Source organism: Polaromonas sp. P1_A2 (genome assembly GCF_056406895.1).
Genome location: NZ_JBFTZI010000004.1, coordinates 299,048 through 321,484 on the forward strand (window position 1 = coordinate 299,048; position 22,437 = coordinate 321,484).

Annotated in this window: 19 protein-coding genes and 1 pseudogene; 12 read left to right on the plus strand and 8 right to left on the minus strand. The window is 66.0% G+C overall.

Annotated elements, in window-relative coordinates; genetic code table 11:
- The first annotated feature begins 39 nt into the window (after positions 1–39).
- The 5 genes from AC1D09_RS17420 (at position 40) to AC1D09_RS17440 (ending at position 6,408) form a co-directional block, all read left to right on the plus strand.
- The gene (locus AC1D09_RS17420) at positions 40–1,077 is read left to right on the plus strand and encodes an SPFH domain-containing protein (protein WP_477662203.1); all 1,038 of its coding nucleotides are present in this window, start codon (positions 40–42) and stop codon (positions 1,075–1,077) included.
- 200 nt (positions 1,078–1,277) lie between these two features.
- Positions 1,278–2,795, plus strand: a complete 1,518-nt coding sequence (locus AC1D09_RS17425) for a DUF4178 domain-containing protein (RefSeq protein WP_477662204.1) — start codon at positions 1,278–1,280, stop codon at positions 2,793–2,795.
- Between the two features lie 63 nt (positions 2,796–2,858).
- The gene (locus AC1D09_RS17430; RefSeq protein ID WP_477662205.1) at positions 2,859–3,080 is read left to right on the plus strand and encodes a DUF350 domain-containing protein; all 222 of its coding nucleotides are present in this window, start codon (positions 2,859–2,861) and stop codon (positions 3,078–3,080) included.
- A gap of 188 nt (positions 3,081–3,268) precedes the next feature.
- On the plus strand, positions 3,269–4,816 hold the full coding sequence (locus AC1D09_RS17435; protein WP_477662206.1) for a polyamine aminopropyltransferase: 1,548 nt from the start codon (positions 3,269–3,271) through the stop codon (positions 4,814–4,816).
- Positions 4,795–6,408, plus strand: a complete 1,614-nt coding sequence (locus AC1D09_RS17440) for an FAD-dependent oxidoreductase (RefSeq protein ID WP_477662207.1) — start codon at positions 4,795–4,797, stop codon at positions 6,406–6,408. The genes AC1D09_RS17435 and AC1D09_RS17440 overlap by 22 nt, the downstream gene beginning before the upstream one ends.
- Positions 6,409–6,586: 178 nt before the next feature.
- Here the strand turns inward: AC1D09_RS17440 and AC1D09_RS17445 are convergent, their stop codons facing one another.
- Genes AC1D09_RS17445 through speD form a run of 5 tightly spaced genes read right to left on the minus strand, consistent with a single transcriptional unit; the run spans position 6,587 to position 11,408 of the window.
- The gene (locus tag AC1D09_RS17445) at positions 6,587–7,396 is read right to left on the minus strand and encodes an FkbM family methyltransferase (protein ID WP_477662208.1); all 810 of its coding nucleotides are present in this window, start codon (positions 7,394–7,396) and stop codon (positions 6,587–6,589) included.
- Positions 7,397–7,444: 48 nt separating this feature from the next.
- Complete coding sequence (locus AC1D09_RS17450) at positions 7,445–8,851, minus strand: hypothetical protein (RefSeq protein WP_477662209.1); 1,407 nt, start codon at positions 8,849–8,851, stop codon at positions 7,445–7,447.
- Positions 8,852–8,879: 28 nt separating this feature from the next.
- Positions 8,880–10,271 (minus strand): aminopeptidase P N-terminal domain-containing protein, encoded by a 1,392-nt coding sequence (locus AC1D09_RS17455; RefSeq protein WP_477662210.1) that lies wholly within the window; start codon positions 10,269–10,271, stop codon positions 8,880–8,882.
- Positions 10,272–10,299: 28 nt separating this feature from the next.
- Entirely contained in the window at positions 10,300–11,010 is a 711-nt protein-coding gene (gene murU / locus AC1D09_RS17460; protein WP_477662278.1) for an N-acetylmuramate alpha-1-phosphate uridylyltransferase MurU, read from the minus strand.
- A 20-nt stretch (positions 11,011–11,030) separates the two neighbouring features.
- Complete coding sequence (gene speD, locus AC1D09_RS17465) at positions 11,031–11,408, minus strand: adenosylmethionine decarboxylase (protein WP_477662211.1); 378 nt, start codon at positions 11,406–11,408, stop codon at positions 11,031–11,033.
- Between the two features lie 132 nt (positions 11,409–11,540).
- Here speD and tkt point away from each other — a divergent pair, with 132 nt between their 5' ends.
- From tkt to AC1D09_RS17480, 3 genes are all read left to right on the plus strand, one after another.
- Complete coding sequence (gene tkt / locus AC1D09_RS17470) at positions 11,541–13,583, plus strand: transketolase (protein ID WP_477662212.1); 2,043 nt, start codon at positions 11,541–11,543, stop codon at positions 13,581–13,583.
- Positions 13,584–13,646: 63 nt separating this feature from the next.
- Complete coding sequence (gap, locus tag AC1D09_RS17475; RefSeq protein ID WP_477662213.1) at positions 13,647–14,645, plus strand: type I glyceraldehyde-3-phosphate dehydrogenase; 999 nt, start codon at positions 13,647–13,649, stop codon at positions 14,643–14,645.
- Between the two features lie 162 nt (positions 14,646–14,807).
- Positions 14,808–16,049 (plus strand): adenylate/guanylate cyclase domain-containing protein, encoded by a 1,242-nt coding sequence (locus AC1D09_RS17480; RefSeq protein WP_477662214.1) that lies wholly within the window; start codon positions 14,808–14,810, stop codon positions 16,047–16,049.
- On the opposite strand, the gene AC1D09_RS17485 is transcribed toward AC1D09_RS17480, so the two are convergent.
- On the minus strand, positions 16,041–16,964 hold the full coding sequence (locus AC1D09_RS17485; protein WP_477662215.1) for a LysR family transcriptional regulator: 924 nt from the start codon (positions 16,962–16,964) through the stop codon (positions 16,041–16,043). The two genes, AC1D09_RS17480 and AC1D09_RS17485, sit on opposite strands and share 9 nt — an antisense overlap.
- Before the next feature lie 109 nt (positions 16,965–17,073).
- Here AC1D09_RS17485 and AC1D09_RS17490 point away from each other — a divergent pair, with 109 nt between their 5' ends.
- The 4 genes and pseudogenes from AC1D09_RS17490 (at position 17,074) to AC1D09_RS17505 (ending at position 20,680) form a co-directional block, all read left to right on the plus strand.
- The gene (locus AC1D09_RS17490; RefSeq protein WP_477662216.1) at positions 17,074–17,724 is read left to right on the plus strand and encodes a hydrolase; all 651 of its coding nucleotides are present in this window, start codon (positions 17,074–17,076) and stop codon (positions 17,722–17,724) included.
- A 7-nt stretch (positions 17,725–17,731) separates the two neighbouring features.
- Positions 17,732–18,334 (plus strand): antibiotic biosynthesis monooxygenase, encoded by a 603-nt coding sequence (locus AC1D09_RS17495; protein ID WP_477662217.1) that lies wholly within the window; start codon positions 17,732–17,734, stop codon positions 18,332–18,334.
- A 25-nt stretch (positions 18,335–18,359) separates the two neighbouring features.
- A pseudogene (locus tag AC1D09_RS17500) lies at positions 18,360–20,245 on the plus strand (amidohydrolase).
- 24 nt (positions 20,246–20,269) lie between these two features.
- A complete protein-coding gene (locus AC1D09_RS17505) occupies positions 20,270–20,680 on the plus strand; it encodes a DoxX family protein (protein ID WP_477662218.1) in 411 nt (136 codons plus the stop codon).
- A gap of 29 nt (positions 20,681–20,709) precedes the next feature.
- Here the strand turns inward: AC1D09_RS17505 and AC1D09_RS17510 are convergent, their stop codons facing one another.
- On the minus strand, positions 20,710–21,171 hold the full coding sequence (locus tag AC1D09_RS17510; RefSeq protein WP_477662219.1) for a hypothetical protein: 462 nt from the start codon (positions 21,169–21,171) through the stop codon (positions 20,710–20,712).
- A gap of 138 nt (positions 21,172–21,309) precedes the next feature.
- Entirely contained in the window at positions 21,310–22,368 is a 1,059-nt protein-coding gene (locus tag AC1D09_RS17515; RefSeq protein ID WP_477662220.1) for a pirin family protein, read from the minus strand.
- Between the last annotated feature and the right edge of the window lie 69 nt (positions 22,369–22,437).

The window sequence follows — 22,437 nt, forward strand, 5'->3', positions numbered from 1 at the left end:
TATCATGTGGCCGACAACTCACTTCAAAGGGAGCGCGCCATGGCCTTAATGGACTTCATCAAGAAACAGTTCATCGACATCATCCAGTGGACGGAGGACGGCGACGGCACCCTGGCCTGGCGTTTCCCGATGGCCGACATGGAGATCCAGTACGGCGCCTCGCTGACCGTGCGCGAGTCGCAGATGGCGGTGTTTGTCAACGAAGGCAAGGTCGCCGACGTGTTCGGCCCCGGCATGTACAAGCTGACCACGCAGACCATCCCGGTGCTGACCTACCTCAAGAACTGGGACAAGCTGTTCGAGTCGCCTTTCAAGAGCGACGTTTATTTCTTCAGCACCCGCCAGCAGATAGACCAGAAGTGGGGCACGCCCCAGCCCATCACGATTCGCGACAAGGATTTCGGCGCCGTGCGCCTGCGTGCCTTCGGCAACTACAACTTCCGCATCGCCGACCCCAAGCTTTTCCACAGCGAAATCTCGGGCACGCGCGACCGCTACACCACGGCCGACCTCGACGGCCAGCTGCGCGGCCTGGTGCTGCAGAATATTTCCAACGCCATCGCCTCCAGCGAAATCGCCTTCCTGGACCTGGCCGCCAACCAGCTGGCCTTCGCGCAGGCGCTGGTCACGCAGCTCACCCCCGAGTTCGCCAAGATCGGCTTGAAGCTTGAAGGCATGACGGTGCAGAACGTCTCGCTGCCCGAAGAGCTGCAAAAAATCCTGGACCAGAAAATCGGCATGGGCATGGTCGGCAACGACATGGGCAAGTTCATGCAGTACCAGACGGCGCAGGCCATTCCCAAATTCGCCGAGGGCGCGGGCTCGGGCGGCGGCATTGCCGGCGACGCCATGGGCCTGGGCGCCGGCGTCGCGCTGGGCCAGGTGCTCGCGCAAAACCTGCAGCAAGGCCTGCAGGGCGGTGGCAACGCGGCCCAGGCCGCCGCGGCGGCGGCGGCCGTGAAGCCCGACGACGTGATGGCCACGCTCGAGAAACTCGGCGAACTCAAGGCCAAGGGCATACTCACGCAGGAAGAGTTCGACGCCAAGAAGGCCGAGCTGCTCAAGAAGCTGGTCTGAGAATGTGGCCCCCACGCTTGTCACTTCGTGTACTACGCGAGGCCTTGCAGGCCGCGGCTCGCGAGACGCTTCGCCTCTGTCGCCCGTCCAAAGCTGCTCAAGCTTTGGAGCCGCGGGCTCCAGCCCCTCGGGGGCCGTCGCTTGCTCGGGGCGGCCCTTCGCTGCGCGAGTCCTCTGTCTGGCGTTGACCTTCATCTGCCGTGACTGACGTCACTCCGCAACGCGCCTACCGCGCGCCGTGCCCCGGCTGCGGCGCGCCCGTTGAATTTCGCAGCGCGCAGTCCACGCACGCGGTGTGCGGCTATTGCCAGAGCACCGTCGTGCGCGACGGCGACACCTTGTCGCGCATCGGCAAGATGGCCGAGCTGTTCAATGACTTCAGCCCGCTGCAGCTGCAGGCCTCAGGGACCTGGCAAGGCCGCAATTTCACGCTGGTCGGCCGGCTGCAATACCAGTACGCGCAAGGTACCTGGACCGAGTGGTACGCGGTGCTGGACGACGGCAAAGCCGCCTTCCTGAGCGAAGACAACGGCGCCTATGTCTTCAGCCTGCCCACCAGCCTGCAGCGCGCCGTGCCGCCGGCCGAGAATTTCCGCGTGGGCGCGACCACGGCCATCAATGCCAAGCCCTTCAGCGTGGCGTCCAACGAACGTGTGTCGCTGCTCTCGGCCCAGGGCGAGCTGCCGCGCCTGCCGGCATTGGGCTCGCCCTTTGCGATGGTGGAGCTGCGCAGCGCCGACGGCGACGTGCTCAGCGTCGACTACGGCACCGTTGCCACCGGCGGCGCGCCCGTGCTGTCACTGGGCCGCTCCGTGCTGCTGGACGACTTGAAACTCACGGGCCTGAAGGACGAATCCGCCAAGGACGAAAGCGGCAAGCAGTTCAGCTGCCCGAATTGCGGTGCACCTGTCGAGGTCACGCTGGCCGGCAGCAAAAGCATTACCTGCCGTTCCTGCAACAGCATCATCGACCTCACGCAGGGCACGGGCGCCGCGCTCAAGCACGCGATCCAGGACGAGCCCGTCAGCCCGCTGATCGCTCTGGGCAGCACAGGCCAATTGCAAGGCGTGCAGTGGCAGGTCGTGGGTTTCCAGCACCGCATGGGCTACGAGGCCGACGACCCGGACGAGCACTTCGGCTGGGATGAATACCTGCTCTACAACCAGAAGCGCGGCTTCACCTTCCTGGTGGATTCCGAAGACGGCTGGAGCCTGGTCAAGCCGGTCACGGGTGCGCCTATCTTCAAGCCCGGCCAGAACAGCGCCGTCTACCTCAAGACAAACTACCCGCTGCAAAGCAGCTACAGCGCCGAGACGACTTATGTCGCCGGTGAGTTTTACTGGCAGGTTCAGCGCGGGCAGAAAACGTTTAACCGCGATTTCGCGAGCGGCAGCGCCCTGCTTTCGCAGGAAGAAGCGCCCAATGAGATCACCTGGTCCAGCGGCAGCAAGCTGGACGGCGACCTGGTCGCCAAGGCCTTCAAGCTCGAGGGCAAGAAGGACTTGTTCAAACGCTCGGACGCCAAGCCCCTGAGCAGCTCGGCCGGCATGGGCTGCGGCACCATCATCATCGTGGTGTTGCTGATACTGGTGCTGCTGTTTGTCATAGGCCGCTGCTCAAGCTGCGACCCGAAGTATGAAAATTGTTCCTCGTCCAGCAGCTCGCGCAGTTCGGGCGGCTCGTTCGGCGGTTTTTCCGGCGGGGGCGGCCACAAATGAAGGCCGCCTCTTTTTGCTTCTTTGTCTTCTGCGCAAGCTGGCAGACCTTTTCTGGAGACCATCATGGGACTTGAATGGCTTAAACCCGCGGCTTTCCTGGGCTCGATACTTTTCGCGCTGATAGGCGTGGTCATCTTCTGGCTCAGCTTTGTCATCATCGACAAGATGACGCCCTATGACCTGTGGCTGGAGATTGTCGAGAAGCAGAATGTGGCGCTGGCGCTGGTTGTCGCCGCGATGGCGCTAGGCATCTGTGTCATAGTAGCCGCCGCCATCCACGGCTGATCTTTCCCGGCTACTGCGCGGACCGGGGGCGGCGTTGGTCCGGTGCTCCGAATCCTCACGTACTTCAAGTACGTTCCGGTTCGTCCGCTCCGTCCGCCTTGCCCGCGGCCCGCTCGCTACGCCCTACGCGCCGCTGTTTTGACCAGCTCGCTTCGCATCGCGTTTTTTCTTCCACCTTCGGTTTCATTTTGAACACTGAGTCACCTACTCCCCCCACCCCGCGCCCTCTCGAGGTCGCGCTGCTGGCCAGCGTCTTTGTCGTGGCGGCATGCGGGCTGGTGTATGAGCTCGCTGCGGGGGCCTTGGCTTCTTACCTGCTCGGCGACTCGGTGCTGCAGTTTTCGACCATCATCGGCAGCTATCTGTTCGCCATGGGCATAGGCTCCTGGCTGTCGCGGTTTTTCGAGCGGCAGCTGCCCGCGCATTTTTTGCGCATTGAATTGATGGTGGCGCTGGTGGGCGGCGCCTTGCCGGCCCTGCTGTTTCTGGCCAATGCCTATGTGCCCGGCGCATTCCGGTTTTTGCTGTATGCCCTGGTGCTGCTGGTGGGCACGCTGGTGGGGCTGGAGATTCCGCTGGTCATGCGCATACTGCGGCGCAACGTGGCGCTCAAGGAGCTGGTCTCGCAGGTGCTGACCTTCGATTACCTGGGCGCGCTGGCCGTGTCGCTGGCTTTTCCACTGGTGCTGGTGCCGCATCTGGGCCTGATACGCACCGGCCTGCTGTTCGGCCTCATGAATGCGGCTGTCGCGCTGTGGGCGCTGTGGCTGTTTCGCGCTGAGCTGCGGCACCTCAGGTCGCATGCCGTCGCCTGCTTCGCCGTCTTATGCGCATTGGCGGCCGGTTTTGTGGGCGCCAACCAGATCACCACGCTGGCCGAAGACCATTTCTACCAGGACCGCGTGGTCTTCACCGCCACCACGCCTTACCAGCGCATCGTGGTGACCAACGGCCGTGGCGGCCACAGGCTGTTCCTCAACGGCAACCTGCAGTTTGCCGAGCGCGACGAATACCGCTACCACGAGGCGCTGGTGCACCCGGTGATGAGCGCGCACGGCGCGCCCAAAAAAGTCGCCGTGCTGGGCGGCGGCGACGGCATGGCGGTGCGCGAGATCCTCAAGTACCCCAGCGTGGAGAGTGTCACGCTGGTCGAGCTGGACCCGGCCATGACGGATCTCTTCAGCCAGCAGCCGGCCTTGAAGCGCCTGAACGGCGAGGCGCTGCTGTCGCCCAAGGTGAAGGTGGTGAACGCCGACGCCTTCCAGTGGCTGGACAAAAGCGCGGACATGTTCGACATCATCGTGGTCGACTTCCCGGACCCCACCAATTTTTCGATCGGCAAGCTCTACACCAACTCGTTTTACGCGCTGCTGGACCGGCACTTGTCGGCCAGCGGTTATGCCGTGATCCAGACCACCTCGCCGCTGGTGGCGCGCCGCAGCTTCTGGACGGTGGTGGCCACGCTGGAGGCCGTGGGCTTGAAGACCGCGCCTTACCACGCCAATGTGCCCAGTTTTGGCGAATGGGGTTTTGTGGTCGCCAGCCGCCGGCCTTTCAGCCCTACGACGCAAACCGGTGCCCTGCCGGCCGGCCTGCGTTTCCTGGATGCGCAAACCCTGCCGCTGCTGTTTGACTTTCCGGTTGACATGGCCCGCGTGCCGGCGCCGGTCAACCGGCTCTCCAACCAGGAACTGGTGCACAGCTATGAGCAGGAATGGGGCAAGGTGCTGCGTTGAAGCGCCGTGACTTTCTGGCGGCCTCCACGCTGCCGCTGCTGGGCTGCAAGGAGACCCGACAGATCGAAGGCGGCTTCCTGGGCGCGAACCATGAACGCGGCCACCTGCTGCGGCCCGGCGAGCCCGGCAAAGACCGCACCTGGCCCGCTCCCTCCGTCACCCGGCGCACCCGTGTGCTGATTGCCGGCGGCGGCGTTGCCGGCCTCGCGGCGGCGCGCGCGCTGCGCCTGCGCGGCATGGACGATTTCGCCATGCTGGAGCTGGAGGACAGCGCCGGCGGCAACAGCCGCGGTGGCGTGGTCGGTGGCCTGCCGTGTCCCCTGGGCGCGCACTACCTGCCGGTGCCCGGCGACGCCGCGCGCGACGTGCAGGACCTGCTGGAAGAGCTGTCGCTGCGCCGGCGCGTGGCCGGGCGCTGGGAGTATGACGAGCGCCACCTGTGCCACAGCCCGCAGGAGCGCCTCTTCATCCACGGCCAGTGGCAGGAGGGCCTGCTGCCCCTGCCGGAGATGGACATCGCCCTGCTGGCCGACTACCAGCGTTTTGCACGGCTGGTGCAGCAAGCCTCGGCCGCCGCGCCTTTTTCGATTCCGCTGTCAGCCGGCGCGCCGGCGCCGCAACACCGCGCGCTCGACGCCCTGACCTTTGAAGCCTGGCTGGACCAGCAGCAGCTCACGCGCGTGCCGCTGCGCTGGTACCTGGACTACTGCTGCCGCGACGACTACGGCGCGGGCCTGGACAGCGTCTCGGCCTGGGCCGGCATCCATTACTTCGCGAGCCGCCACGGCTTCCAGGCGCCCGGCGAGCCGCCTTCGGCCGAGCGCGATGCCGGCGTGCTGACCTGGCCCGAGGGCAACGGCTGGCTGACCCGGAAACTGGCCGCACCGCTGGGCGAGCGTCTGCACACAGGCCGCATCGTGATCCGCGTCGCCGCGGGCCGGCACGGCGTGGAGGTCGATGCCTTCAATGCGGCCACGCAGTCGGTGGAACGCTGGCAGGCCGAGCAATGCATCCTGGCCCTGCCCCTGTTCGTGGCCGCGCGTGTCGTCGAAAACCCGCCGCCTGCGCTGGGCGAAGCCGCCGGCCAGCTGCGTTACGCGCCCTGGCTGGTCGCCAACCTGCACATCGATGCGGCCCTGCACGACAGGCCAGGCGCCGCGCCCAGCTGGGACAACGTGATCTACGGCGACAAGCCCGGCCTGGGCTATGTCGACGCCACACACCAGAGCCTGCAGGCCGTGCCCGGCGCCACGGTGCTCACCTATTACCGCGCCTTTGGCATAGGCACGGCCGGCCGCAAAACCTTGTACGAACGGCCCTGGACACACTGGCGCGACAGCGTGCTGGCTGAACTCTCGGTGCCGCACCCCGACCTGCCCGGCAAGGTCACGCGCATGGATGTCATGCGGTATGGGCATGCGATGAGTACGCCGGTGCCTGGCGTTCGCAGCAGCGCGGCACTGCGGGCGCTACAGAGGGTTTTGCCTGTGCCCTGGCAGCGCTTGCATTTTGCGCACAGTGATTTGTCGGGGTATTCGGTGTTTGAGGAGGCGTTTACGCAAGGGCACCGGCGGGGGATGGGGTTGGTTTAGCCGGGTCTTGCTCCGGCTGAGTGCGCTCTTCTCCTCCATCTCCTCTTTTCTCTGCTGAGAGCGGCTGGCCGGGTCTCGCCCCGGCCAACCACCCTCAGCAGAGTAAGCAGAAAGACGAAGAGAGGAGAAGGAGAGAAGGGAGAGAGCGCGCCCGCCGGCGCAAGACCCGGCAAACTTCTCAAGCCGAGTACGGCGTAATCGCCACCTTCCCAAGCGAGGGATCCCCCGCATGGATCGCAAGAACATTGATCCCCATCTGGTATTGCCGGTAACCCTGCGCATCGAGCAGGCGGCGCAGCGCCTCGCCGTCGGTTTTGAGCGACTCGATCAGCATCTGGGGTTTGTGGGCTTCGAGGGTTTTGAGCGCACCGGCCAGGCCTTCGAGTTCCATGCCCTCGATGTCCATCTTGATGAAGTCCAGGCGGGGGAGCTTCAGGCCGTCCACCGTGATCATCCTGACCGTCTGGCTGCCCTGGGCCGAATAGTCGATGGGCTGCCCGATGAATTCGTTTTTCTCGCTCTGGCGCAATTCGAGCGAGCCGAAGCTCGCGGGCTTGAGGTAGTCGGGCCTGGGAATTTTCAGCTCGCCTTCCTGCGCGCCAAGCGCGGCGTGATGGGCCTCCGCGTTGAAGCAGTTGTTGATGGCGATGTTGCCGGCGAGGGCGTAAAAAATCCGTTCCTGGGCTTCGACGGCGATGACCTTGCCCCAGCCATGCATATGCCTGGCCCACTCGACGGTGTGAACGCCGATGTTGGCGCCTATGTCCAGCGCGGCCACCCCGTCCCCGAAAAGCTCCCGGCGCAAGGTCAGCAGTTGCAGGACCATGGCGACTTCCTGCGGATCGAACTGGGAGTTCTGGAAAATCTGGTGCCCGACGCCATAGCCGTCCGTGTCGTTGACCATGTGGTAGTCGTTGCGGTTGACGATCATGGTTCCGTGGTTGGAGGAAGCCAGGACAAAAGGCAGGGGGCGAGAAACAAAGGTCATGGCAGGTTTTCCCGGTTGCGCAAAAATCTGGAGGAGGCCGGCCCGAGATCAGGTGCCCGGCGCGGCGGCGCCGCTGAACTGCCGGCGCAGCGCCTCGCCGGCAATGCCCGCCGCCTCTTCCCAGGCACCCAGCGCCGGGGCTCTTGCGATGGACATGCCCGGGTACCACGGCGACGCCGTGGGGTGTTTTTCCCAGCGCCACTCGGCCGCATGGTTGGCCAGCAGAATCGTCGGTGTTCCCATGGCAGCCGCGCCGTGGAGCAGCCCGCTGTCGATGCTGACCAGCGCATCGAGCTCGCCGGCCAACGCGATGCTGCGGTCGAAGGGCAGCGATACCGGAACCGTCGTGAAATGCCGGGTGTCCCGGCTGCGGGAGTCTTCAAGCCAGCGCGTGCGCTGGTAACCGCGCTGAAAGACCACCCAGTGCACCTCGTGCATCGCCAGCAGTTCGTGGAGTTGCTGCAGCTTCAGGCTTCTGCTGCCAAACATGGCCGGGCTTTCATTGGCCGACCAGAAAAGCCCGACGCAGGGCCGGCCCCCGGCGTTGGCGCGAATCGAATCCAGCAGCGCCGTGTCCTGGTACGCGGGCGACTTTGCCACGTAGCGGCTTCTGGCGGCATAACCGAAGTCCGGGAAAAGCGCCGCAAACAGGGTGAAAGGGTCCGTCCACAGGGCCTCACCGGAAGCGCCCAGGTGGTAGCCGCGCTGCGCCAGCAAGGGCGCGACCTCGTCACGCTCGGCCGGCAGAAGCTGCAGCACTTCCGGATCCCAGCCGGTCAGCTCGACCTGCACGCCCGCGCACGCGAGGATGGCCGCATACCGCAGCCACTGCATGCGGTCGCCGATCCCGCCGCGCCCCTCCAGCCGCAAAACCCGGGGCAGCTCCTTGCCGCCGTTCCAGTAAGTGCCGGTATCGAACTGCGGGTACATGCAGTTCCAGGCCGCCGGTGTGCAGTAGCTTTCGTGATAAGCCGGCACCCCGCCGGCAATGCCGTGCAGGCGCATGCGGCTTTGCGCCGCCATCATGAGCCGCATGTGATGGTTGAGCTCCCCGCAGGAATTGCCCGGCTCCAGCGCCAGGGTTTCCTTGTCGAAGCCCAGGGGCGACCAGCCTTCGGCAAACATTTGCGCATTCAGCCCGGGATGCATGCCCGCCCGCTCCGCCATGCGCGCCAGCTCGAGCCGGCCCAGTTCGCGCAGCCCCAGCTGGGCGCAGACGTCGGTCAGGTGGTAGCGGTGGTTCACATAGCCGGGGAAGTCATGGCCGGTCTTGAGGTACAGGTCCAGGGCCTGGGTGAACTCGCTCGCGCGGTAATGCGCGTCCGCCCGGCCGGCCCAATATTCCGGCGTGCCGGATTCGCTGTGGTGCACTCCGTCAAGAAAGGCGCGGCACTCCTGTAGCCGGCCTTGCAAAAGGCCGTCATTGAAGTTTTGCCAGTTGATGGAATCCGTCAATGGGAGTGCCTCGCCGCGGCAAGGCCGTTCATGCGCGCATCAGGCGCTCAATCTCATCCCCATCGACTGGCACCCCCCGCGTCATCAGCTCACAGCCCTTGGCCGTCACCAGGGCATCATCCTCAATCCGGATACCAATGTTCCAGAACTCCTTGGGAACGTTCTTCCCAGGGCGAACATACAGGCCTGGCTCTATCGTCATCACCATGCCGGGCCGCAGGATGCGCGAGGGCTTGCGCATGATGGGCTGGTTCATCGCGTCCTTGTCGGGGCGGGGTTTGCTGCCGGGCTCGGTGTAGTCGCCGCAGTCGTGCACGTCCATGCCCATCCAGTGGCTGGTGCGGTGCATGTAAAACTGGCGGTACGCGCCGGACTCGAGCACGTCGTCGACCTTGCCGTGTTTGGCCTTGGGCAGCAGGCCGGTGTCGAGCATGCCCTGGGCCAGCACGCGCAGCGCGGCCTCGTGCGGGTCGTTGAAGCGCTTGCCGGGTTTGGTGGCCTTGACCGCGGCGTACTGGGACTCCACCACGATGTCGTACAGCCTGCGCTGGGCCGGCGTGAAGGTGCCGCCCGCAGGGAAGGTGCGCGTGATGTCGCTGGCGTAGCCGTCGAGCTCGCAGCCGGCGTCTATCAGGCACAGCTCGCCGGCCTTGAGTTCGGCATCCCCGGCGCGGTAGTGCAGCACGCAGGCATTGGCGCCTGCCGCCACGATGCTGGTGTAGGCCGGGAACTGCGAGCCGTGGCGGCGGAACTCGTGCAGCAGCTCGGCCTCCAGGTGGTATTCGCGCAGGCCGCCCTTGACGGGGTTGCGCAGCATGGCTGCCGAGGCCTGCATGGCCCGCACATGCGCGCCCGCTGAAATCTTTCCGGCGCGGCGCAGGATGGCGATCTCGTGGCTGTCCTTGAAGAGGCGCATCTCGTCGAGCACACCGCACAGGTCGTTGCGGCTTTGCGGGCATTCGTCGCCCAGGCGCGCGCGGGCGCGCACCTTGTCCAGCCAGCCGTCCACGCGTGCGTCCAGGCCCTCGTGCGTGGCAAACGGGAACCATACCGACTTCCTGTTGGCCAGCAGGGCCGGCATCTGCGCATCCAGCGCCTCGGTGCTGAAGGCCGCGTCCACACCCAGCCGGGCCGGCGCGGCCTTAGGTCCCAGGCGTATGCCGTCCCAGATTTCGCGCTCCAGGTCCTTGGGGCGGCAAAACAGCGTGGTCTTGCCGCTGGCGTCTATCACCAGCCAGCTTTCAGGTTCGTCAAAGCCTGTCAGGTAATAGAAATAGCTGTCGTGCCGGTATGGAAAGTCGGTGTCGCGGTTGCGCGGGTATTCGCGCGCGGTCGGTAGCAGGGCGATGCCGCCGCCTGCCGCCTTGAGCGCGCGGGCCACGGCGGCACGGCGTTTCTGGTAAATCGTGGTGGTGCTCATGGTGCGCTGCGCTTTTTTGGGTTGTTGTTCAGTGTGTGGTGCTTGCCTGGTTCAGCTCGTCCAGCCGGGCTGGTGTGCCCACGTCGGTCCAGGGTCCGGGGTACAGCTGGGCGCTGACCTGGCCATTGTCCATCGCCGCGCGCAGCAGCGGCGCCAGTGGGGCTTTCAGGCCCTGTGGGTTGCCGAAGGGCATCGTGTCGAAGAATTCCCGGCGATAAAGGCCAATGGTGCTGTAGGTGAACTTTGGCTCAGCACTGTCTTTGGACAGATTCAGCGCCAGGCCGTCAGCGCCCAGGCCGAAGTCGCCTTTGGGGTTGTGGGGCGGGTTGGGCACCAGCCAGAGGTGCGCCAGCTTGCCGCCGGCGGCGAAACGGTCTACCGCGGCCTGCGTGAACTCAAAGCCCGGCACAAACACGTCGCCCGCCAGCAGCCAGAACACCTCGCCCAGCAACGGCAGCGCGCGCGCGATGCCGCCCGCGGTTTCCAGCGCGCCGCCGAAATCGACGCCTTCGTGCGAATACGCGATGGACAACAAGGGTGCGCGGCCTGGCTGGCTGAAGTGGTTTTTAATCTGCTCACCGAGCCAGGCGGTGTTGACCACCAGGTCGGTGAAGCCGCCGCGCGCCAGCGCCTCGGCATGCCAGTCAATCAGCGGCTTGCCGCGCACCTTGAGCAGGGGCTTGGGCGTGCTGTCGGTCAGCGGGCGCATGCGCTCGCCGCGGCCGGCGGCCATGATCATGGCTTTGATGGCGGGGCCGCTCACTGCGTATCCCCCCGGTCCAGCGAACGCTGCTCGGTCCATTCCGGGTTGAAGCGCCGCACCAGCGCGTCCATCAGGCTGCGCGCCCGGGCCGAGTGGTCGCCGCCGAAATTGCAGACGTACACGTCCAGCGTCACGGCTTTTTGTTCGGGCCAGGTGTGCACGCAGACATGCGATTCGGCCAGCAGCACCGTGGCGGTGATGCCGCCCGGGCCGTGCTCGGTGTCGGGAAAGGTGTGGAACAGCTGGTTGACGGCCTGCAATCCGGTGGCCTGCACGGCCTGCACACACCACTCGCCCAGGCGGGCGGCGTCGGTGAGCCAGGCGGGATCGCAGCGGCATTTGTAAAGGTCGGCGGTCAGGTGTAGGCCTTGCATGCCCCGACTTTAGACGATGCGCGGCCCCGTTCGGGCCGTAACTTGGTTCCATATCCCGCCAAATCGCCGGGCTGGGGCCAGACGGTAAAATACCGGGTTACCCCTGATCTTTTCCCCTCCGGAGCAGCCTACATGGCAAACACGCAAATGATGGCGAATGCGATACGCGCACTCGCAATGGACGCCGTACAACAAGCCAATTCCGGACATCCCGGCGCCCCCATGGGCATGGCCGACATGGCCGTCGCCCTCTGGGGCAGCCACCTCAAGCACAGCCCGCACAACCCCAACTGGTTCGACCGCGACCGTTTTGTGCTCTCCAACGGCCACGGCTCCATGCTGATTTACGCCGTGCTGCACCTGACCGGTTACAAACTGCCCATAGCCGAACTCAAAAACTTCCGCCAGCTGCACAGCAAAACCCCCGGCCACCCCGAATACGGCTACACCCCTGGCGTGGAAACCACCACCGGTCCGCTGGGCCAGGGCCTGACCAATGCGGTCGGCATGGCGCTGGCTGAAAAGCTGCTCGCCAAGGAATTCAACCGCGAAGGCCACAGCGTCGTCGACCACAACACCTATGTGTTCATGGGCGACGGCTGCCTGATGGAAGGCATCAGCCACGAAGCCGCGGCCCTGGCCGGCGCCTGGAAACTCAACAAGCTGATCGCGCTGTACGACGACAACGGCATCTCGATTGACGGCCAGGTCGCGCCCTGGTTCATCGACAACACCGCCGTGCGTTTTGCCGCCTACGGCTGGAACGTGCTGGGCCCTATCGACGGCCACGACGCAGAGCTGGTCTCGCAGGCCATCGAAGGCGCGAAGAAATCGAACGACAAGCCCACGCTGATCATCTGCAAGACCCACATCGGCAAGGGCTCGCCGAACCGCGCCAACACCGCCAAGGCCCACGGCGAGCCGCTGGGCGCCGAGGAAATCAAGCTCACGCGCGAAGCCCTGAACTGGCCTTATGCGCCGTTTGAAGTGCCCAAGGAAACCTACGACGCCTGGGACGCCAAGGCCAAGGGCCTGGCCGCCGAAGCCGCCTGGGACGCGAAATTCGCCGCCTACAAGGCCGCCCACCCCGAACTCGCCGCCGAACTGGTCCGCCGCATGAAGGGCGAGCTGCCCAAGGCCTTCGCACAGCTGGCGGTCGACACCGTCATTGGCGCGCACACCAAGGCCGAAACCGTGGCTTCGCGCAAGGCCTCGCAGCTCGCGCTCGAAGCCTTCACCGCCGGCCTGCCCGAGATGCTGGGCGGCTCGGCTGACCTGACCGGCTCCAACCTGACCAACACCAAGTCCACGCCCAGCCTGCGTTTTGACATGAACGGCGAGGTCGTGCTGACGGCCAACGCCGAGGGCGTGAGCGCCATAGGCCGCCACATCAACTACGGCGTGCGCGAATTCGGCATGGCCGCCATCATGAACGGCATCGCGCTGCACGGCGGCTACATCCCCTACGGCGGCACCTTCCTGACCTTCAGCGACTACAGCCGCAATGCCATCCGCATGGCCGCGCTGATGAAGCTGCGCGTGGTGCATGTGTTCACCCACGACTCCATAGGCCTGGGCGAAGACGGCCCGACGCACCAGTCGATCGAGCACGCCGCCAGCCTGCGCCTGATCCCCAACCTGGACGTCTGGCGTCCGGGCGACACGGCCGAAACGGCCGTCGCCTGGGCCGTCGCGCTCGAGAACAAGAACAAGCCGACCGCCCTGCTGCTGAGCCGCCAGAACCTGCCCTACGCGCCCAAGAAAGACCTCGGCAACATCAGCCGCGGCGCCTACGTGCTGGCCGAACCGGTTGAAGTGGGCCTGAACAAAAAGGCCCAGGCCGTGATCATCGCCACCGGCTCCGAAGTGCAGCTGGCGCTCAAGGCCCAGGAACTGCTGGCCGCCCACAAGATCGCCGTGCGCGTGGTCTCCATGCCCAGCACCACCACCTTCGACAAACAGAAGACCGCCTACAAGAGCGAAGTCCTGCCCGAGGGCATCCCCCGTATCGCGGTGGAAATGGGCGTGACCGACGGCTGGTGGAAATACGGCTGCGCGGCCGTGGTCGGCATCGACAGCTACGGCGAGTCCGCCCCCGCCCCGGTGCTGTTCAAACACTTCGGCTTCACGGCTGAGAACGTCGCCGACACCGTGCGCACGGTGCTGCGCAAATAAGCGCACGCATCAGTACACGGCCCGCCGATCCAACGAAATTTCAACTTCCAGGAGCAACAGAAAATGACGATCAAACTTGGTATCAATGGTTTTGGCCGGATCGGCCGCAACGTGTTCCGCTCGGCGATCAAGAGCTTTAAGGACATCGAAATCGTCGGCATCAACGACCTGCTCGAGCCCGACTACCTGGCCTATATGCTGAAGTACGACTCGGTGCACGGCCGCTTTGAAGGCGACGTGTCCGTCGACGGCAACACCCTCATCGTCAACGGAAAGAAGATACGCCTGACGCAGGAACGCGACCCCGCCAACCTCAAGTGGGGCGACATCGGCGCCACCGTGGTGCTGGAATCGACCGGCCTGTTCCTGGACAAAGCCTCCGGCGAGAAGCACCTGGCCGCCGGCGCCAAGAAAGTGATCTTTTCGGCGCCGTCCAAAGACGACACCCCGATGTTCGTCTTCGGCGTCAACGACAAGACCTACAAGGGCGAGGCCATCATCTCCAACGCCAGCTGCACCACCAACTGCCTGGCGCCCGTCGCCAAGGTGCTCAACGACAAGTGGGGCATCAAGCGCGGCCTGATGACGACTGTGCACGCTGCCACCGCCACGCAAAAAACCGTGGACGGCCCGAGCAACAAGGACTGGCGCGGCGGCCGCGGCATCCTGGAAAACATCATTCCTTCCAGCACCGGCGCGGCCAAGGCCGTGGGCGTGGTGATCCCCGAGCTCAACAAGAAGCTGACCGGCATGTCCTTCCGCGTGCCGACCTCCGACGTGTCTGTGGTCGACCTGACCTGCGAACTCAACAAGGAAGCCACGCTGAAAGAAATCTGCGCCGAGATGAAGGCGCAAAGCGAAGGCGCGCTCAAGGGCATCCTGGGCTACACCGAAGACAAGGTGGTCGCCACCGATTTCCGCGGCGAGACCTGCACCAGCGTGTTTGACGCCGACGCCAGCATCGCGCTGGACGGCACCTTCGTCAAGGTCGTGGCCTGGTACGACAACGAATGGGGCTACTCCAACAAGTGCCTGGAAATGGTGCGCGTCGTTTCGAAGTAATTTCGCCACGGTCCTCCATAAAAAGCGCCTTCGGGCGCTTTTTTTTTCGGCTTCGCACATCAAAAGGCCGCGGGCGGTCAATGTCCGTTGACCTACACCCGGCCAGCCCGTATGGTCCCCGCATGCTGCGCCCATGCCGCGCGGCGCAAGGGAGGAATGACCATGGCGCAGCAGCCGTTCAGGGATTGGCTCGTCCAGAAAAGCTGGGCACAGGGCGTGTATTACAGCAAGGCGGTGGCCTGGCTGTTGCCGCCGGCGGCGCTCGCCGCCGACGCGACATACTTCAGCATCGCGCAGCAGCACTGGCCGCCGGGTGTGGCCGGCCTGCTGGCCTGGCAGCTCACGGCCGAGCTGTTCTTCATCGCGGTCATCCTGGCGGACCGGTTTGCGCCCTCGCTGCGCGGCCGGGAAGGCGCGCTCAATACCGCATGCGCCGGCGCCATGCTGCTGGCCACCTGGATAGGCGCCGTCCATGGCGCGATGTGGGGCGATTTGTCCATCTATGCGGCGGGCGCGACCTTTGTCGCGGCCGTCATGTGCACGCCCAGCCCGGTGCGCAAGCCCATGTACCTGCTGAGCTTTGCGGCGCTGGGCCTGGCCGCCGCCCTGCGCGGGCACGCGGGCCTGGAGCTCCTGGCCGCGCTGGTCAACCCCTTTTGCATCCTGGTGCTGTGCGTGGCGCTCGACAAGCTCATGCTGGCGCGCAATGCCGAGCTGTACACCGAGATGCAGCGCGCCGAGAGCGAATGCGCGCGCGCCGACAAGGTGCTGTACAACGTGCTGCCGGCCTCCATCGCCGATGAGCTCAAGCGCGAGGACAAGGTCAACGCGGTGAAGTTCGACAACATGGGCGTGCTGTTCGCCGACATCGCCGGCTTCACGAGTTTTTCACGCGCCTTGCCGCCCGACGCGCTGGTGCTGGTGCTGAACCAGATCTTCTCGGCCTTTGACGGCCTGGTCGAAAAATACGGGCTGGAAAAGATCAAGACCATAGGCGATGCTTACATGGTGGTGGCCCACCACCGGCTCGACAGCCTGGGGCGGCTGGCGCTGGACATGGGCGAGGCCTTGCGGCGCTACAACGCCGCCAACGGCACGCGGCTGGCCATGCGCATAGGCATGCACGCGGGACCCGCGGTGGCGGGGGTGATAGGCGTCAAGCGTTTTCTCTACGACGTCTGGGGTGACACGGTCAATGTGGCCAGCCGCATGGAGGCCAGCGGCGAGCCTGGCGCCGTCCACGTCAGCGAAGCGGTCTACCTGCAGACGCGGCAGCATTTTGCCTTTGCCGCGCGCGAGCCTATCGAGGTCAAGGGCCGGGGCCGCATGGCCACCTACTGGCTGCTGGGGCCCAGCGCGCCGCCCCGTTTCAGCATGGAGTGCGCGGGCGCCGTGTCAGGCTAGCGGCGCGGGCGCTTGAACGGCCGACATGGCTTGCGGCAAGGCCGCCGCCAGGTGGTCTATCAGGGCGCGCACCGTGACGGGAACGCGCCGCGTCGCCGGGTACAGCGCGTAGAGCGCGATCTCCGGCGACTCCTGCCACTGCGGCAACACCGGCACCAGCCGGCCCGCCGCGAGGTGTCTGGCCGCCAGGAACTCGGGCTGCAGGATCAAGCCGGCGCCCGCGACGGCGGCCTCCACCAGCAGGTCGCCGTTGTTGGCGCACAGCGGCCCGCCGACGGCGACGTGCGCTGTTTCCCGGCCTCTCCCGAGGTGCCAGATGTGCCCCTTGTTGGCATGCGCGTAGTTCAGGCAGCGGTGCGCCTCGAGGGCCTTGGGTGACGCGGGCGTGCCGTGCGCCCGCAGGTAGGCCGGGGCGGCGTACACGGCGCGGCGCACGTCGCACAGGCGGCGCGCCGCCAGCGAAGAGTCCGGTAGCTGCGCGATGCGCAGGGTGAGGTCAAAGCCGGTCTCATAGGGGTCCAGCATGCGGTCGTTGAGCTCCACGCGCAGCTCGACCCGCGGATGCCGCGCCAGGAACTCCGACAGCAGCGGCGCCAGCACCAGCTTGCCGAAGGACATGGGCGCGTTGACGCGCAGCGGCCCGGCCACCGCGCCGCGAATGGCCGCCATGGACTCGCGGGCTTCGGCGGCAATGGCCAGCAGGTCCACCGCGTAGTCGTGCAAGGTGGCGCCGGCGCTGGTCAAGGCGATTGCGCGGGTGGAGCGCACAAACAGCGCGCCGCCGTACTCGGTTTCCAGCGAGGCAATGAGCTTGCTGATCGGTGAGCGCGTCACGCCGAGTTCACGCGCGGCGGCGGCAAAACTGCCCAGCCGCGTCGATAGCACCAGGGCCTGGAGGGCATCAAGTCTGTCCATGATTGGTTCCTGTCTGGATACGGTTTGGTTCTAAAACACAGTCTAGTCAACCCATTGGCTGCAATTTAGCATTCCAGGCTTGTTTATTCACTCTTTCAAGGGACTCGCCATGGCTCTAGGAAAACTCGAACTGCTCACCCCCCAGAACTGCGCGCTGGTGCTGATCGACCACCAGCCGCAAATGACCTTTGGCGTGGCCAACATCGACCGGCAGCTGCTGAAGAACAACGTCATCGGCCTGGCCAAGGCGGCCAAGGTGTTCCAGGTCCCCACGGTGCTGACCTCGGTTGAAACCGAGTCCTTTTCGGGCAACATCTGGCCCGAACTGCTGGCGGTGCTGCCCGACAACCGGATTTTTGAACGCACCAGCATGAACACCTGGGACGACGCGGGCGTGAAGGCCGAGCTGAAAAAATTCGGCCGCAAAAAACTGGTGCTCGCCGCGCTGTGGACCGAGGTCTGCCTGACCTTCCCCGCGCTGGAGGCCATGGCCGACGGCTACGAGGTGTATTTTGTGGAAGACGCCTCCGGCGGCACCTCGGTGGCCGCGCACAACATGTCGGTGCAGCGCATGATCCAGGCCGGCGCCGTGCCTATCACCTGGCAGCAGTTCCTGCTCGAAATGCAGCGCGACTGGGCGCGCAAGGAGACCTATGCGGGCACCACGGGCATCGTCATGGAGCATTCCGGCGCCTACGGCTCGGGCGTCGACTACGCGATCACGCACGTGCACAAGATGCCCGCGCGCAAGCTGGGCTGAAAGCGCCATGAACAGCGCGAACAGCCCCGGCGAGCCGGCCGGCCCGTCCTCCGAAAGCGTCAGCCTTGTGGTGCGCCACCGCGTGCGCGCCGGCGCGCGCACCGCGTATGACGGCTGGCTGGCCGAGACCATGCGCACCGCATCGGCCTATCCGGGCCACCAGGGCGTGCATGTGGTCCGCCCGTCCGGGGGCGGCGCTGACTATCTCATCGTGGTGCGCTTTGCCACCACGGAGCAGCTGAACGGCTGGTACCAGTCGGCGGAACGCGCGCGCCTGCTTGAGGCGGTGCAGCCGCATCTGCAAGCCGGTGAACAGGTCAGCGTGGGCAGCGGCATCGATTTCCTGTTCCCCCCTGAAGCGGCGGCTGGTGCAGAGGCGCCGGCCAAGCCCGCGGCCTGGAAGCAGTGGCTGATCACCACCTCGGTCATCTGGCCGCTGACCATGGTCGTGCCCTGGGCCATGGGGCCGCTGTTCAAGGCCTTCCCCGTGCTGGGCCTGTATGGCGTGGCGCACGGCATACTGGCGGCCGTCATCGTGGCCCTGGTGGTCTGGGTGGTCATGCCGCCCTACACGCGGCTGCTGCACCCCTGGCTGTTCGCGCGGCGCTGACGCCCCCAACCCAACGGAAAACCCCATGAACCCTCCCGCCACCGCCGACCTTGTCTTCACCAACGGCCGCTTCGCCACCCTGGACCGGCAGAACCCGGTGGCCGCCGCGGTGGCCGTGGCCGGCGGCACATTCATTGCCGTGGGCAGCCATGAAGACGCCATGCGCCACGCGGGCGCCGCGACACGGGTGGTCGACCTGGGCGGCGCGGCCGCCCTGCCCGGCCTGCATGACAGCCACACGCATTTGATACGCGCCGGCCTCAATTACGCGATGGAGCTGCGCTGGGACGGCGTGCCCTCGCTCGCCGATGCGATGGCCATGCTCAAGGCGCAGGCGGCGCGCACGCCGGCGCCGCAGTGGGTGCGCGTGGTCGGCGGTTTCACCGAGCAGCAGTTCGCCGAAAAGCGCCTGCCCACGCTCGCGGAAATCAACGCGGCCGCGCCCGACACCCCGGTCTTCATCCTGCACCTGTATGACCGCGCCCTGCTCAACGGTGCCGCTCTGCGCGCCGTCGGCTACGGCAAGGACACGCCGAATCCGCCCGGCGGCGAGATCGCGCGCGATGCCCAGGGCAATCCCACCGGCCTGCTGCTCGCCAAACCCAATGCGATGATTCTTTACGCCACGCTGGCCAAGGGCCCCAAGCTGGACCCGGATGCGCAGGAGGCCTCAACCCGGCTCTTCATGCGCGAGCTGAACCGGCTCGGCATCACCTCGGTGATAGACGCCGGCGGCGGCTTCCAGAACTATCCCGAGGACTACCGTGTGATAGAGAAGCTGCGCGATGCCGGCGAGCTCACCGTGCGCATAGGCTACAACCTGTTCACGCAGCGGCCCAAACAGGAGGCCGAGGACTTCAAGCAGTGGACAGGCATGCTGCCGCCGCTGTCCGGCACCGACATGCTGCGCCACAACGGCGCCGGTGAAATGCTGGTGTTCTCCGCGGCCGATTTCGAGGATTTCCGCGAGCCCCGGCCCGAGCTGCCCGGGAGCATGGAGGACGAACTCGAGCGCGTGGTGCGCCTGCTGGTGGAAAAGCGCTGGCCCTTCCGCCTGCACGCGACCTATGACGAGTCGATAGCGCGCGCGCTCGACACTTTCGAGAAGGTCAACCGGGACATTCCCTTCAACGGCCTGCACTGGTTTTTCGACCATGCCGAAACCATCAGCCCGCGCAACATCGACCGGGTCAAGGTGCTGGGCGGCGGCATCGCCGTGCAGCACCGCATGGCCTACCAGGGCGAATATTTCATCGAGCGCTACGGCGCCGGGGCCGCCGAGCACTCGCCGCCGATCCGCCGCATGCTGGACGCCGGCCTGCCCGTCGGCGGCGGCACCGATGCGACCCGTGTCGCGAGCTACAACCCCTGGGTCTGCCTGTACTGGATGGTCACCGGCAAGACGCTGGGCGGCACCACGCTGTACCGGCCCGACAACCTGCTGGACCGCGACACCGCGCTGCGGCTGTGGACCAGCGGCAGCGCCTGGTTCGCCAACGCCGAGGGGAAAAAAGCCAGATCAAGGTGGGCCAGCTCGCCGACTTCATCGTGCCCTCGCGCGACTTCTTCGGCATCCCGGAGTCCGACATCAAGGACCTGGTCTCGCACCTGACGGTGGTGGGCGGCCGCATCGTGCATGGCGATGGCGGTTTCGCAAGCCTTGCGCCGCCCATGCCCAAGGCCGCCAACGACTGGGCGCCGACAAACGCCTTCGGCGGCTACTGGCGCGAACCCGCGGCGGGTGACCAGCCGGCCGGCCGCGCCGCGCGCGCGATGCAGCCCTTTACCGACTGCTGCGCCAAGCCTTGCGCGGTGCACGGGCACGGCCACACCCAAAGCTGGCTGGGCCATGCGCCGGTGTCCGACGAAAAAAGCTTTTGGGGCGCGCTGGGTTGCGCGTGCTGGCTTTAAACAATACCTGGCAGGAAGAACACCATGAACACACACGAGCCGCCCATTTCAACACCGGCGCTCCGGGCCGCCAGGCTGTTGCTGGCGGTCGCCTTTGTCTACAGCGGCGTCTCCAAGCTGCTCAATTTCGACGCGGCCATCGGCGAGGCCGCGCATTTCGGCCTCAACCCGGCACCCGTGTTCGCCGCCGCGGTGCTCATCACGCAGCTGGCCGGCTCGGCGCTGATGCTGTTCGGCCGCGGCCTGTGGGCGGCGCTGGGCGCGCTCGCACTGGCCGGGTTCACGGTGGTCGCCACGTTCATAGGCCACCCCTTCTGGGCCATGGGCGGCATGGAGCAATTCCACAACCGCAATTCATTCCTCGAGCACCTGGGACTGGTCGGCGGCCTGGTGCTGGTGGCCGCGCTGTGCTGGGACCGCCGCGCCGCGCGCTGAACCGCGCCATAGCGGCCGGGTCTGGGGGCTTAGCCGCCCAGCAACTCAGCCGGCAGCGACAGGCCGGGCCGCTCGTCGTCCCAGGCCATGGCGCTCATCTTCCAGCCTTCAGGTGTCTTGACGAATTGCGTGGAGATCACGCCGCGCGCCTCAAAAGCCTGGCCGCCCTGCGTCCCGGCCTTGCCGTAGGCGCTGTAGCGGTGGGCGATGTTGCCGAAGATTTGCGTGATTTCCGACAGCTCCCATTCCTTGAAGCGTGTGAGCGCCCCACTGTCCACCAGCGCCTGGCGCGGCGCGATGAATTCGGCGACGCTGGAGATCTCGGGCGTGGCCGCCGTGTTCTTGATCAACAGGCCGGTGGCAATGAACAGGCCGTGGATTTCCTTGTAGGCCGGTTTGTCGCCGGGCTCAAATGACACCGCGCGGAAAAACCGGGTGCTCAAGCTATCAAGCGCCTGCTTCACGGCAGTGTGGCTGGGGTCTTTGTCCATGCGGGCTCCTTCAGGATGCCGCAGTGTAGAAGTTTGCGGCAAATCCTGCAGGCGGCGGGGATACCAAACGGGTGTCCCCTTTCAGCGGATTTTCACAAGAGCCGCGCAGGCAGGGCGGTGGCGAATGCCGCCCTGTGCTCAGCCGCCGGCTGGTTTTTCTTCCCGCCCGCCTGGGTGGCGCGCAAAGCGTGCCGGCTCACGGCCATGCACCGGTGCATCGTCGGCAAACGACCAGCCGCCGAACTGCGTGCGCCGGTAGTCGGCCATGGTCTGGGCGATCTCGGCCTGCGTGTTCATCACGAACGGCCCGTACTGCACCACCGGCTCGCCGATGGGCTTGCCCTGCAGCAATAAAAACTCCGCCTCTGCGGCGCCGGTGTTGCGCAGCGCCACGGCCTCGCCGGCGCGCAGCTCCAGCGCCGCATGCTGGTCAAGCTGCCGGCCGGCGACTTCAATGGACGTGCCTTTGAAGAAATACAGCATACGGCGCGTGCCGTCGCCGCCAGCCGCGGGCAGCTCCCAGCGGGCGCCCGGCGCCATGCGTATCGTCCAGATCGCCACGTCCGCATCGGCCTGCGCCGCCCAGGAGTCCGGCGGCGGTGGCAGGGGCGCACCGGCGCCCGCCAGCCGGCCCGCCACCACGGCGACTTCGGTCGTGCGGCCATCGGCATCGGTGGCCGTCAGGCGCGGAATATCCTGCCCCCAGAACATGGTGAAGTGCGGCTCGCTCATCTTGCTGCGCGCCGGCAGGTTCAGCCAGATCTGGAACAGCTCCAGCGGGTTGTCATTCTTTTCGTCCAGCAGCGGGAACATCTCGGCATGCACGATGCCCTTGCCGGCGGTAAGCCACTGCGCGTCGCCCCGGCCGAAGCGCGCGGTCGCGCCCAGCGAGTCGGAGTGGTCGATCAGGCCCTTGCGTACCACCGTCACGGTTTCAAAGCCGCGGTGCGGGTGCGGAGGAAAGCCGGGAATCTTTTCGCCGTGGTACATGCTCCAGCCGTCCTTGCGGCTGAAGTCCTGGCCGATGTCGCGCCCGGCCAGCGAAGCGTCCGGGCCCATTTGCGCATTGGCGCGGGGGTAGGCGTCGTCGTGATAAGCGCAAAAGAGAAAGGGGTCGATGGTGGCCCACGGGAAGCCGAGCGGCTTGGCCTCGAGGATCGGACTGGTAGCGGAACCTGCAGCGGAGTCGGCAGACATGGCGAGGCCTTTCTGGCGTGAGATTTTCAAAGAAACCATATGGGGCCGGCTGCCCCTGCTTCAAGCACG